The organism is Senegalimassilia sp. (assembly GCF_977052095.1).
Map to the genome: position 1 here is coordinate 44217 of NZ_CDRSTZ010000002.1, position 11864 is coordinate 56080.

Here is an 11864-nt window from a genome sequence, read left to right on the forward strand (position 1 = left end):
TGGGGCTCGTCAAGGCGAGTGCTAAGCCATATGGGTACTCAAGCACGCTTATGCAATTTGCGAAGCTGCTGCGAGGCACTCAAGCCCTTCGCCAAAGTTGTGAAAATGCAAAATGCTGCCAAAATTTAGTTGTGATAATGTACAAATAGCAGCTAAAAATGGTTGTGTTAGTGCCAAGAGATTGGATTGCATTGCTAAAACGAATGGCCTGGTGTTTTTTTTCGCATGCGTATGCGAAAAACGCTGACGGGTCGATGTCGACGATGACGCCGTAGCAAAGTTGTTTCGCAATCAGTTGGTCAAAAGCTTCGCAATCGGTTGGTTGAAAACCTCGCAATTGGTTGGTTATAATCTTTGCAATCGGTTGTTTTCGCAAGAAGGACCCTGCTATGAGTGCGAAATTGAATTCAAATCGGTATCTTCCTCGCTTTGTTGATAGGCTTATTGAGCGAAAGCTGGGGTATATCGGCGCTGTTGAGGTCAGGGGACCGAAATGGTGCGGTAAAACCCAGTCTGCATTGCAGCACGCATCAAGTTGGACGATGATGCAGGATCCCGATAAGCGGCAAGATTATCTGCTGCTTGCAAACACGAAGCCCTCGGTGCTGCTTGAAGGTGCAGCTCCGCATCTTATCGACGAGTGGCAGGATGCGCCGCAGCTTTGGGATGCTGTCCGGTTTGCTGTCGACGAATGCGATGAGCCGGGACGCTTTTTGCTGACGGGATCTGCAACCCCCGCCTCGGCGCCTTCGCATTCTGGCGCTGGCCGAATTGCATCGGTCGATATGAGCCCTATGAGCCTTGCGGAATCGAGGGACTCTACCGCCGAGGTGTCGCTGGCGGCGCTGTTTAACGGTGAAACCGACTGCTCGGGGTATTCCGAATGCGATGTTGAAGAGATGGCGTACCTCATATGCCGTGGCGGCTGGCCTCGTGCGGTGACTTTGCCCGATAAGGAAGACTCGCTTGAGCTTGCTCGCGACTACCTGACCTCCATCGCGGAGCAGGATATTTCTCGTGCCGATGGGGTGAGCCGAAATCCGCAATATGCCCGCTTGATCATGCAGGAGTACGCTCGCGTGGTTTCGTCGCAGGCAACTCAGACATCCATCAACAAAGACTTGAAGAACCGCGATATCGACTTATCGCGAGACACAGTAAACGGGTACCTTGCGGCATTGAGAAGGCTGTACGTCATTCAAGAGCTTTCGGCCTGGACGCCTTCGCTGCATGCCAGATCCCGCATAACGAAGACGCCGACGCGCCATTTTACGTGCCCCTCCATCGCCGCGGCTGCACTTGGCATTGGGCCGAGGGCGCTGCTTATGGATACGTCGACGATGGGGCTTCTGTTCGAATCGCTGTGCGTAAGGGATTTACGCGTGTATGCGCAGGTTCTCGGTGGAGAAGTGTTTCATTACCATGACGAATCGGGCCGCGAGGCGGATGCGGTGGTTCAGCTGAGAGACGGCCGCTACGCCCTGTTCGAGGTGAAACTCGGGTCGGCGTTCGCTGATGACGGCGCAAAAAGCCTGCTTGCGCTGAAGGAGAAGATTGACACGACGGTTATGGGCGAGCCTGCATTTTGCGCGGTTTTGACGCCGGGCGGCTACGCGATGCGCCGCAACGATGGCGTGTTCGTGGTCCCCATAACGTGTCTAACCGCCCAAGGTCTAGACGAATGAGTGCAGCTGTCTGAAGTGTGTCGCGAAAAACGTCGCAGAGTGTGATGCTGCGCGCAATCATGGCGTTGAAGTATTTTTGCGAGGAGCTTCCTGCATATGCGGTTGCGGCGGCGGGCTCGTTGCTGGGCCTGTCGGCGCGCGAGGGCTCGGGTTATCCGGTCGGCAAGGTCGAAACCCTCAACTTGCACCCCCTTAGCTTTCGCGAATATCTTGACGCGACGGGCGATTGGCCGCTGCGCCTGCTGCTCGACTCGCAGGACACGCAGACCATGGCGGCGTTCTCCGAGCGCGAAGTCCTTGCGCTGAAAACGTATTACCTGGTCGGCGGCATGCCTGCAGTGGTGAACGAGTATGTTGAAAGCGAAGATTTCGCCCAGGTCAGGGCATTGCAGAATCAAATTCTGGAGGACTATACCCGCGATTTCGCCAAGCACATGCCCATGCGGCTGCTCCCGAAGGCGCTTGATGCGTGGCATTCCGTTCCGGCGCATCTCTCGCACGAAAACAAGAAGTTCGTCTTTGGGCGCATTCGCGAAGGCGCTCGTGCGAAAGATTTCGAGGATGCGCTCATTTGGCTTCAGCGGGCGGGCCTTATCAGTACGGTTCCCCGAGTGAAAAAGCCTGCGCTTCCGCTGTCTGCGTATGACGACCACAAGTCGTTCAAGGTGTTCCTGCTCGACATCGGGCTGCTTGGCGCCATGAGCGGCGTCGATGCCGCCAGTATCGTGCAGGGAAGCGGGATCTTCACCGAATTCAAAGGGGCCTTAACGGAGCAGTACGTGTGTCAACAGCTGATTTCCGATTGCGGCGTCGAGCCCTATTGCTGGTCGGCCGAGAGCTCGACGGGGGAGATTGACTTCCTTGCGCAAGACCAGGGGACGGTGTACGCAATGGAGGTCAAGGCAGAAGAGAACCTGCGCGCAAAAAGCTTGCGCGCGTTCAAGCAGGCGAATCCGCAGGTGAAAGCCGTGCGCTTCTCGCTCTCGCCCTACCGCCAGCAAGACTGGATGCGCAACGTCCCGCTCTACGCCGTCGCGAACAAGGGGCTGTGGGGCTAGCGGAGCGGTGCGCTTTGCGAGCAAAACGAGCCGTGAAGTAGGTGTGTCGACGTACCGCAATGCCTGCTCGACGCCGGCGTCATCGAAGAGGGCCTCGACGGCAGCTTCTCGTTCGCCCTGCCCGGCTTCGGCGAATACGTAAACCAGCGCTTTCGGTAGAGGGCTTTGCGGTTTTGCGACTTTGCGACAGCGCTAGCTCACGGGCTACAACCCAAGTTGCGGCAAGCGCCCTTCGATCTTCTTGCTCACATGGTCATCGAGATACGCGCTGCTGAGCTTTGATTTGTCGTAGGCCAGGTACGTTCCTTGCGTCTTCTCAATCAACTCGTGGGTGAAAAACTGCTCCCAGCTGAAGAAGCTCTCGCTCTCGATAAATGCAGCGGGGTTCGCAAGCATATCCCGCGTTTGCTTGTCGTTGAACAGCCCTGATTGCAGTACAAGCCACTCAAACGATTCGGGAAGGAAAAGCTGGATATTCTTGAACCTTTGCAGCGAGGTCAGAAGTTCCATTTCGGGTCCAAACGCTGCGCCGTCTGCGATGACAAGCACGTTGCTTTCTTGCCGTTCGAGCACGGCGTTGTAAACATTAGATTTCCCGCCAGCGCTTATGCAGGGGATGCCGCTGCGTTTGCATAAAGCGTTAAAGAACTCGAACCCTGAATTGCTATCCTCTACAACAACCACATCCGGTCTTGAGCCATCGAAAGAGGCGTCGCCATAAACGCGGTATGTTGAAGCATATGTGCGCGAATACACGGGGTATTCTTCATTGCGCGGCCTCCCTTAGGCACTTGCCTGCAACCAAAACAAGTTCATCCATGGTGTGCACGGTTTCGCTCGTGTTCGCCACGTGGATGGTGAAGCGGCGATTGCCGAAGTTCATAAGATGGTACAGGTTGATTGTGATGTCCTGAGCCTTGCCGATTGCCAGTATCCATCGCGCACAGTTGTCGCCGCAGTTCGAGGCGTTGTAAACGCGCTCTGGCATGAAATGCATAAGGAGGAGCGTTTTGGTTCCGCTTGATAGCTTCTCGGGGGGAATGACGCCCAGAATTTTCGTTTCGATAGCGTTCGGTCCCAGCACAACGCCACGATCGACCGCCTTGATAACCTTTTGAGCAAAGGGGTCCTCGAACCATTCTGGGGAGTACACGTTGTTGAAATAGACTGACGTGTTGTAGACCACGCCGTCCATATCGCCGTAGTGAATCGTGAGCATGCGCAACCTTTCTTCGCTAGAGGCTCAGTATATACCAGCGAAGCGGAAGGGCGGCACGCGCAACAAAAGCGACGGAATGCGGGGCTCAGGAACGACTTGGCGTTTGTGCGCGCAGTTGCTTTCCGATTACGGCGTCGAGCCCTACTAGAGTTCTTCTCCAAAGTTGTGGGGTTGTTGGCATGGGCTCTCTAAAGTACCCTTTTATTTCAGCATCGCATTCAATCAATAGTGAAAGGCTCGGTATTATTTGATGACAAACGGTAAACCGAAGCATGCTTTTGGAACTAATTCCAAAAGCAATATCTGTGAACAGATTTCCTCGTATCTCATATTGTCATTTGGCTCGAGCAAGGGTTGCCTTTTGGGGATTGTCTTCTCCGCCGCATGTTCACTATCTTTGACGCTTCCTCTGTATTCTAACGGAAGTGGTTTGGTATCTTGCGCCGCGCTCGCGCTTCCCCTAGGCGTTCTTGTATTCGTGATTTTGTCTTAAGCCTGGCGAATGCGAGCGATCGCGAAACAGCGGAACGCGTTTGTTTGCATTTGCGGCGGTTTCATTCGTTGCGATATGGGTGGTACTCGGCCTTGCTCCTTTGTACCCGGGATGTTTTTCTACCGATAGCGTCGATATATTGAAAATGGTCTCTGGGATGCCTTTCGAATCCGACCATTTTCGTTACGATACTCTCAACAATCATCATCCTGCTGCGTATGTTTTCCTCATTTACATCATATATAACGCCTGCATGTTACTTGGATTCTCTCAAGCGACGAGCACGGCGATTGTCGCGTTCGCCCATCTGTTTGTGCTGGCATTGTGCTGTGGCTTTATCGTTCGTAAGGTGTCTGAGCTTTTTCTTCGGCCAGCGCTCACTCTCGCGTGCTTTGCATTTCTGCTTTGGGACCCGTTATTGGTTTGGTATTCGGTAACGGTTTGGAAAGATGTCGTCTTCTCTGGGCTATTTGTCTGCTTTGCCTTGCTGCTCGTAGATATTAAGGTGAACCCGAAACAATATGCCGCTCATCCGCTTCGGGGGGGGGCGTGCTGCTCATAGCGTTGGCTTGCTGTCTGCTTCGAAGCAACGGGTTCATTGCCGTTATCGCGACCATGGCGATATTCGTTTTTGCGGTATCTCGTGATTTTAGAAAATACTTGGGTGGATTGACCGTTTGCGTTGCGCTGTTGTACTGCGTGATTACCGGCCCGATTTATTCTTTCGCAAATGTTGTCCCGGCTCATTTTTCGGAAGCAATTGGCGTGCCGTTGCAGCAAATTGGAAAAGCCATTCACGATGGAGGGGACATTTCCGAGGAAGACCAGGTATTTCTTGCTCAGATTCTCCCGCTTGAAAGCTGGGGAAGCTTGTATGACAGCTCATCACCGAACTACATAAAATTCGCGCCTGATTTTAACGATGAATTTCTCGAGAGTAGCAAAGCATCGTTTGTTTGTGCTTGGGTGCGTGTAGGGATCAACAATCCTGGGACGTACGTTAAAGCGTGGATTGGCCAAACAAAGGACTACTGGAGTTTAAAGTCTCATACTTGGTATGTTGTTGGTTCGGGGCTTGGCGATTTTGCAACGCAGGATAGCGTTGATTCGGGCTTTTTCTGGCCGGTAAGCGAAAAATTCTTGAACGATGCGCTAAATCTGGCCGTATCAGCATTCCCTCATCTGTATTCAATTGGCTCAATGGTGTGGCTCATGCTGCTCTGCTTTTATATCGCCGTTATGAAGAAGCGATGTTCAGGCGCAATCTTCTGTATTCCATTCATCATATTGTGGGCAACTTTTTTGCTTGCTGCTCCAGCAAGTGATTTTCGTTACATGTTTGCGCTCCATTTAGCCATTCCGTTGTTCCTCCTATTTGGCTTTTGTGATTTGAAGCCACGAAATAGCGTTGATTTACATGCAGATAAGGATTTAAAAATACGTCTTTCGTTGAACGGGTAGATGCCGGAAAGCCATATTGCGGGAATGATGTTCTCGTGATATGGCTTTTTGCGATAGCGGCGACAACGCTGCAGGTTATTTATGCTCAGGATTAGGGTTATTCCTGAGCGCCTGAGGCGCATTAGTTGCGGCTGCGAAATGATGAGACTAGGGAGATGATCATGATGAGGGCGCTTATTGCGTAAGCAACGATGTTCGCAAAGCTGACGCCGTTCATTCCGAATAGCGGTATGAACGCGAATGCTGCAGGAACTGAGAGAGCCGCAGCGCATACATTGCCAATGAAGCTTCCACGAAACTTGCGGAGTGCAACAAGGACATCGTTCAAGAACCACACATAAGCTGTAATCATTGAGCAGATAATGGCGGGAATCAGAAGGTATGTGTACGGCGCGATGCCGCTTCCGTACATGAGCGTCAAAATCGGTTCTCCTAGGAATTCAAGAGCAACTGCTGCAACGATTCCGAGTGCGGCTATTCCAAGGCTTGCTTTTACAAGAAGAAGAAACAGGTGATGCATGTCCTTTTTCGCATACGCTTCGGAAAAGTAACCTAGCAAAGGGTTGTAAATATAGCTTGCGCCCATTTGAATTATGGTCACTGGTGCTGCAACAGAAGCGTATATTCCTAAAGCGGTCGTGCCTTCCATTGACGATAAGATCTGCTTTGGGAGCGATGGGGCCGCTCCGCAAGCGACAGCGGCAACCACGATAGGGAAGCAATAGCTTAGTAAATGCCAGGCTTTCTTACGGCTGATTCCGATTTTTAGCGGTTCGAAATGCGTTGATTGCGGCAAATCGTACAAAAGTCCTATTGCGATAATAGCTACCGTCATTGCAATGAGCGTGATAACGAGATTGCTTGTGAGTACTTGCGCAATGCAAAAAATCAGCAGAGAAACAACGCCCTGCATGGTGAGGGATTTTCCGACAAGATCCATTCGTCGAAATTGCTGATCAAGGCCATGCAAAACGTCTATGAGCAGGCTTGCGATTTTGTATGCAGCATAAGCAATGATAGCAGGCAGAGCAGCTGGTTCGCAGGTTGCAATTGAGTAGACAGCTATGCAGACCAAAGCAATGCTGCAAGTGAGGATTCGGAAAGCAAAGTATTCGCCAACAGAGTTTTCGTGCTTCACGTCCGAAACTTGATATGTGTACATTCTGTACAACGCAAGAGACGAGAACATGTTGTAAACGGACATTGCCAAAGATAGCATGCCAGCAACATCGTAACCGTTTGTCAATCTTACGACCAGAACGGTAATGAGCCACTGGCATCCTAGGTATACAAGTGAGCCGAACGAATTCCAAAACATATTTTGTTTTAGAGAAAGGCCGTTATCCGCATTGTCTGCCATTTTTGTTCTAGTCTTTCCAATACGCAGTGCAGAAGTGGGTTTCTCTTTGGTCGACAGGAGGAAGTTCCATATATTGACCGTATACGGATGTTAAATACTGATCCCAGTCGCGAGGCGCAAGGAACATTTTTCCCTCGAATTCCAGTTCGGTGGCTTCGAGTATGCTGTAAGGCATACGCTCTTGTTCTCCGTAGCTCCAGACTACGAGCGCGACGTCGTTTTCAGGGCATATTGGTGTAGAGGCAACTTGGTTATCAAGGTTCCGTGCGATTTCGTAGATATCGTTTTTGCGATATAGGGGAACAAGGATTCGCTTAACCAGTTTCCTAAATTTAGTCGTTCCGTAATTGGGATTAGCGACAACAACATTATATTTTGCATGGGCTTTTGCGTTTAACTTGAATGGTTCGCTGTCGTTCTTTTTAACGCCGTCAAGAGGAAATATGTCAACCCATGCGCCTGTGCGATATTTCGGATCAATATAGTGTTCAATCACAATTGTTTTTGGATTGACCATTTTGAAGAATGGATATATCGATGTTTTGTCGCGATACGAAATCAGCTGCATTTCGTCGTCGGTGTTGTTTTCTTTGAAGAATCGGTAGAACGCTTCATAATCTGGTTTAGGCATCGTTATATCTATGTCATCGTCCCAAGGAATGTAGCCCTTGTGGCGCACTGCGCCAAGTAAGGTACCTGAATTTAAGTAATATCGAAATCCTTGTTCGCGGCATAGAGCATCGATTTTTTGAAGGATATCTAATTGTAACTTTTTGCGTTCGCTGACGCTGATTTCTTTCATCTTCATCACTTCTTATTTTGGCCGGTATACAGTGTGACAGAGTATTTGCGCTGGTAACCAAGCAGCTGCTGCCAAAAACCGGTAGGGTGCATTGCTAATGGCGCCGCTTTGCTGCGCGAAATGACACCCTACCATATAAAGGATAGTTTCATAGAAGCGAAGCCGCCAGGTCTCAGCGTATTCGATATACATCCGTTTAAGTTTCATGTATCCAATTGGGTTTTCGCGCGTGACTTTTCTAACGTTTGCCGAATAGCCATCTGCGCGGTAGTTCGCGATTATCAGAATTTTTGGAATGACGGCGAGTTTATAATGCTGATCAATTTGATGAAACACATACGTCTCGGCGATAAACTTCTCGTTTGGCGCGACATCAAAAGGATACTGTTTTAAAATTTCTGTCCTGTGAGCTACCGCTACATCTCCTTTGTGATGATGTTTGTAGTAGAGATCCCACATCGTAGTGAATTGCAAACCTTTTGGAAAACTTGTTTGCAAGGGCGTTGCGACATCTTTTCCGTCCATGCCGATTACGCCGGCAATCGTTGGGTCGTCGTGCACTTCGCCCCACTTGTTTAAAATCGTTGCAACCATATCAACGGGTACTGTGTCATCGGAATCAACGCACATGAACAATTCGCTCTTGCAATGTTGGACGCCGGTATTGAAGGCGCGCTGCTTTCCTCCGTTGGCTTGCTTGATATAGGTTATCGGGAACTGACCTTTAGCTTGGAAGTTACTTACGAGTTCTTGCGTGTTGTCGGTCGATCCGTCATCCACAATAAGCCATTCAAACTGCATTGTTGTCTGGCGGCAAAGGCTATCAAACAGGTCAGAAAGACAATATGCACGATTATATGTTGGCGTGAATATGCATAATTCATTAGAAGATGTCATTGGCTGTGCCTTCCTTGAGCATGAGAAGGATAATGCAATAGAATAGTTTATTATATCTTATCTGCATGTATACAGCTTGCGCTGAAACGATAGACGTAGGGAGAATGGATGCAATACAACCAGCAAGTACTTCGTCGCTTGCAGCTGACGGAGCTGGGAATGCTTGTGGATATTGACTGCGTGTGTCGAGAGCACGATATCGCGTATTTTTTGGATTCTGGGACGATTTTGGGAGCCAGGCGCCACGGTGGATTCATCCCTTGGGATGACGATGTTGATTTGGGTATGCCTCGCGACGACTACGAGCGTTTTCTTGCGGTGGCACCCGAGGCTCTTGGGGACCGCTATTGTGTTACGCGCCCGGAGGATAATCCCCACCAGGCTGCACTTTTCGCAAAGGTTATGTTGACGGGCACACGCTTCGAGACGGAAGAATCGCAGGAGGCGGGATTCGACCAGGGTATATTTATAGATATCTTCCCATACGATGCCATATGCTCGGATTCTGCTAAAGCCAAGCGACAGCGGCGGCGCTGCATAATGTGGCAGAGCCTTTCGTATCTGTATCACTCGAAGCATATTGTCGTTCCTCATTCTGGAGCGCTTGGGTCGGTTGAGCGCTTTGGTTGCCGCGTTGCCCACGTATTGGTTCGAGCCTTTATGAACCCATCGCGCATTGCCAAGGGGTTCGATGCGTCAGCGAAGGCGGCTTACGATGATGCAAATACGGCGTTTATGATGGCGTCCTCGTATGCTGCTGTTAGTCCATATCCTCGTGAGATGCTGCTTCCGACGAGTGAAATTGAGTTTGAGGGGTACACCTTTTCCGCCCCTGCCGATACTGATGGGTATTTGCGGACGCAATACGGTCCGACTTGGAATGAGCTTCCGCCTGAGAACCAGCGCCGTAATCATGCGCCCAGTGTGTTGGATTTTGGCGATTACATGTAACAAGAAGATTGCGTTCGTGCAGTCTGTTCATATTTGACAAAAGCTTTACAAAAATGAACATACACCCTAGACTCGTCTCCAAGAGTTCGAGTCTAGGAGTTTGTTTACGTGGACATATCGCACAGCGTTTTCAACGTGCTCCGTGCGCTGGCGCAGCACGATATTGCTAATCAACGTCAACTCGCTGCGGCTGCCGGAATGTCGCTTGGTTCCGCGAATCGCATTTTGCGGCTATGCACCGATGATGGTTTGACCGAAGGTTTTCGCCTAACTTCGCAAGGCTATGACGCGCTGGCGCCATATAAGGTTGATAACGCCATCATTATGGCGGCGGGCATCTCTGCGCGTTTTGCTCCGCTTTCGTACGAAAAGCCGAAGGGCCTGTTCGAGGTACGTGGCGAAGTGCTCATCGAGCGCCAGATTCGCCAGCTGAAAGAAGCGGGCATCACCGACATCACCGTGGTGGTCGGTTACATGAAGGAGGCGTTCTTCTACTTGGAAGACGCGTTCGGCGTGAACATCGTGGTGAACCCTACATACGCCACACGCAACAACAACGGCACGCTTATGCAGGTGGCCGATAAGCTGCGCAACACCTATATCTGCTCATCGGACAATTACTACGCTCGCAACGTGTTCGAGCCGTACCAATACCAGGCATGCTATGCATCGGTGTTTTCCGAGGGCGAAACAGCTGAGCACTGCGTCGAATGCTCATCGCGCGGAATGATTACCCATGTGCAACAAGGTGGCGCCGGAGTGTGGACGCTGCTTGGCTATGCCTACTTCGATGCATCGTTTTCGCAGGCGTTTCTTGATGTGCTGCGGCGGGAATACTATCGGCCCGAAACCGCACCAAAACTGTGGGAGGACCTGCTGGCGGAACATTTGCGCGAGCTGCCGCCCATGATGCTCGATAAATTCGAGCCAGGCGTGGTGTACGAGTTCGACTACCTTAGCGACTTATGCGCGTTCGACCGCGATTTCATGGCGAACGTGGACTCTGCAATTTTGGACAACATTTGCCGGACGCTTGCGTGCGAGCGCGAAGACATTGTTGGCGTCGAGCCGGTGAAGGCGGGTCTGACGAACCTATCGGTGCTGTTCAGCGTGCATGGCGTTCGCTATGTGTATCGACATCCTGGTGATGGCACGGAGGAAATCGTGAACCGCCGAAGCGAAGCATATGCGCTGCGCCTGGCCAAGCGCTTGGGGCTTGACGACACGTATGTGTTTGCGGAAGCCGATGAGGGTTGGAAGATTTCTCGATACGTTGACGGCTGCATCCCGTTTGATTACCGCAATCCGCAGCACGTGCACGGCGCGCTCGAGCTTGTGCGTTGTTTGCACGAAAGCGGCGAGACATCGCCGTGGTCGTTCGATTTTGCCCAGGAAACGCAGCATGTGACGAAGCTGTTGCGCGACAAATGGTATCCGTTCCCGGCAGATTTCGATGCGCTGAGCGAACGCATTGCGGGAATTGCGCAGCGTCTTGCCGCCGAAGGAGCAGCGCCGGTGATGTGCCATAACGATTTCTATGGCCCCAACGTGCTGGTGGGCCCCGATCGCATGCACCTGATCGATTGGGAGTACGCGGCTATGGGCGATTACGGCTGCGACCTGGGAAACTTCTTCGCTCAAGGCTCGGGGTACTCCGTTGCCGAGTCCGTTGCAGTGCTGGAATTGTACTTCGGTCGTCCGGCAACAGCGCAGGAGGTGCTTCACTGCTTGGCGTGCACGGCGGTCGTGGGGTTTTACTGGTACGTGTGGGCAATGTACAAGGAATCGCAGGGCAACGCTATGGGCGAATGGCTCTATAAGTGGTATCGTTCGGCCATTGAGTATGCGAATGCGGTCGATGCGCTACGCGGTTCGGGCGAGTTGCCTTGCGAACCGTGCACGTTGTCCGACGTGTGGATGGGGAAGGAAGCGGAGTAA

At 51.4% G+C, this 11864-nt stretch carries 11 protein-coding genes; 6 read left to right on the forward strand and 5 right to left on the reverse strand.

Translation table 11 applies throughout. From position 1 onward, the window contains the following. Positions 1-389: 389 nt before the first annotated feature. Both ACWI6D_RS00770 and ACWI6D_RS00775 read left to right on the forward strand, forming a co-directional pair. On the forward strand, positions 390-1685 hold the full coding sequence (locus tag ACWI6D_RS00770) for an ATP-binding protein (RefSeq protein ID WP_449133298.1): 1296 nt from the start codon (positions 390-392) through the stop codon (positions 1683-1685). 59 nt (positions 1686-1744) lie between these two features. Continuing rightward, positions 1745-2743, forward strand: a complete 999-nt coding sequence (locus ACWI6D_RS00775; RefSeq protein ID WP_449133299.1) for an ATP-binding protein — start codon at positions 1745-1747, stop codon at positions 2741-2743. 204 nt (positions 2744-2947) lie between these two features. On the opposite strand, the gene ACWI6D_RS00780 is transcribed toward ACWI6D_RS00775, so the two are convergent. After that, entirely contained in the window at positions 2948-3499 is a 552-nt protein-coding gene (locus tag ACWI6D_RS00780; RefSeq protein ID WP_449133300.1) for a hypothetical protein, read from the reverse strand. 10 nt (positions 3500-3509) lie between these two features. Then, a complete protein-coding gene (locus ACWI6D_RS00785; RefSeq protein WP_129425029.1) occupies positions 3510-3962 on the reverse strand; it encodes a DUF4869 domain-containing protein in 453 nt (150 codons plus the stop codon). Between the two features lie 533 nt (positions 3963-4495). On the opposite strand from ACWI6D_RS00785, the gene ACWI6D_RS00790 reads away from it, so the two are divergent. Together ACWI6D_RS00790 and ACWI6D_RS00795 are read left to right on the forward strand one after the other, a co-directional pair. Further along, the gene (locus tag ACWI6D_RS00790) at positions 4496-5017 is read left to right on the forward strand and encodes a hypothetical protein (protein ID WP_449133301.1); all 522 of its coding nucleotides are present in this window, start codon (positions 4496-4498) and stop codon (positions 5015-5017) included. Then, positions 5005-5916 (forward strand): DUF6020 family protein, encoded by a 912-nt coding sequence (locus ACWI6D_RS00795; RefSeq protein ID WP_449133302.1) that lies wholly within the window; start codon positions 5005-5007, stop codon positions 5914-5916. The genes ACWI6D_RS00790 and ACWI6D_RS00795 overlap by 13 nt, the downstream gene beginning before the upstream one ends. A 121-nt stretch (positions 5917-6037) precedes the next feature. On the opposite strand, the gene ACWI6D_RS00800 is transcribed toward ACWI6D_RS00795, so the two are convergent. The 3 genes from ACWI6D_RS00800 to ACWI6D_RS00810 are packed head-to-tail and all read right to left on the reverse strand — an operon-like array spanning position 6038 to position 8975. Then, positions 6038-7276 carry a lipopolysaccharide biosynthesis protein gene (locus ACWI6D_RS00800; RefSeq protein WP_449133303.1) on the reverse strand — a complete coding sequence of 413 codons (1239 nt, stop codon included), beginning with the start codon at positions 7274-7276 and terminating at the stop codon, positions 6038-6040. 7 nt (positions 7277-7283) lie between these two features. After that, on the reverse strand, positions 7284-8078 hold the full coding sequence (locus ACWI6D_RS00805) for a LicD family protein (RefSeq protein WP_449133304.1): 795 nt from the start codon (positions 8076-8078) through the stop codon (positions 7284-7286). Between the two features lie 12 nt (positions 8079-8090). Next, entirely contained in the window at positions 8091-8975 is an 885-nt protein-coding gene (locus tag ACWI6D_RS00810; RefSeq protein ID WP_449133305.1) for a glycosyltransferase family 2 protein, read from the reverse strand. Between the two features lie 108 nt (positions 8976-9083). Here ACWI6D_RS00810 and ACWI6D_RS00815 point away from each other — a divergent pair, with 108 nt between their 5' ends. Continuing rightward, positions 9084-9926: a LicD family protein gene (locus ACWI6D_RS00815; RefSeq protein ID WP_449133306.1), complete on the forward strand. Its 843-nt coding sequence runs from the start codon at positions 9084-9086 to the stop codon at positions 9924-9926. Positions 9927-10175: 249 nt separating this feature from the next. Further along, entirely contained in the window at positions 10176-11864 is a 1689-nt protein-coding gene (locus ACWI6D_RS00820; protein ID WP_449133307.1) for a phosphotransferase, read from the forward strand.

Coding starts and splice junctions, on each gene's coding strand:
- ACWI6D_RS00770 (WP_449133298.1), top strand. CDS start 390: ATGAGTGCGAAATTGAATTCAAATCGGTATCTTCCTCGCTTTGTTGAT.
- ACWI6D_RS00775 (WP_449133299.1), top strand. CDS start 1,745: ATGGCGTTGAAGTATTTTTGCGAGGAGCTTCCTGCATATGCGGTTGCG.
- ACWI6D_RS00785 (WP_129425029.1), bottom strand. CDS start 3,962: ATGCTCACGATTCACTACGGCGATATGGACGGCGTGGTCTACAACACG.
- ACWI6D_RS00800 (WP_449133303.1), bottom strand. CDS start 7,276: ATGGCAGACAATGCGGATAACGGCCTTTCTCTAAAACAAAATATGTTT.
- ACWI6D_RS00805 (WP_449133304.1), bottom strand. CDS start 8,078: ATGAAAGAAATCAGCGTCAGCGAACGCAAAAAGTTACAATTAGATATC.
- ACWI6D_RS00810 (WP_449133305.1), bottom strand. CDS start 8,975: ATGACATCTTCTAATGAATTATGCATATTCACGCCAACATATAATCGT.
- ACWI6D_RS00815 (WP_449133306.1), top strand. CDS start 9,084: ATGCAATACAACCAGCAAGTACTTCGTCGCTTGCAGCTGACGGAGCTG.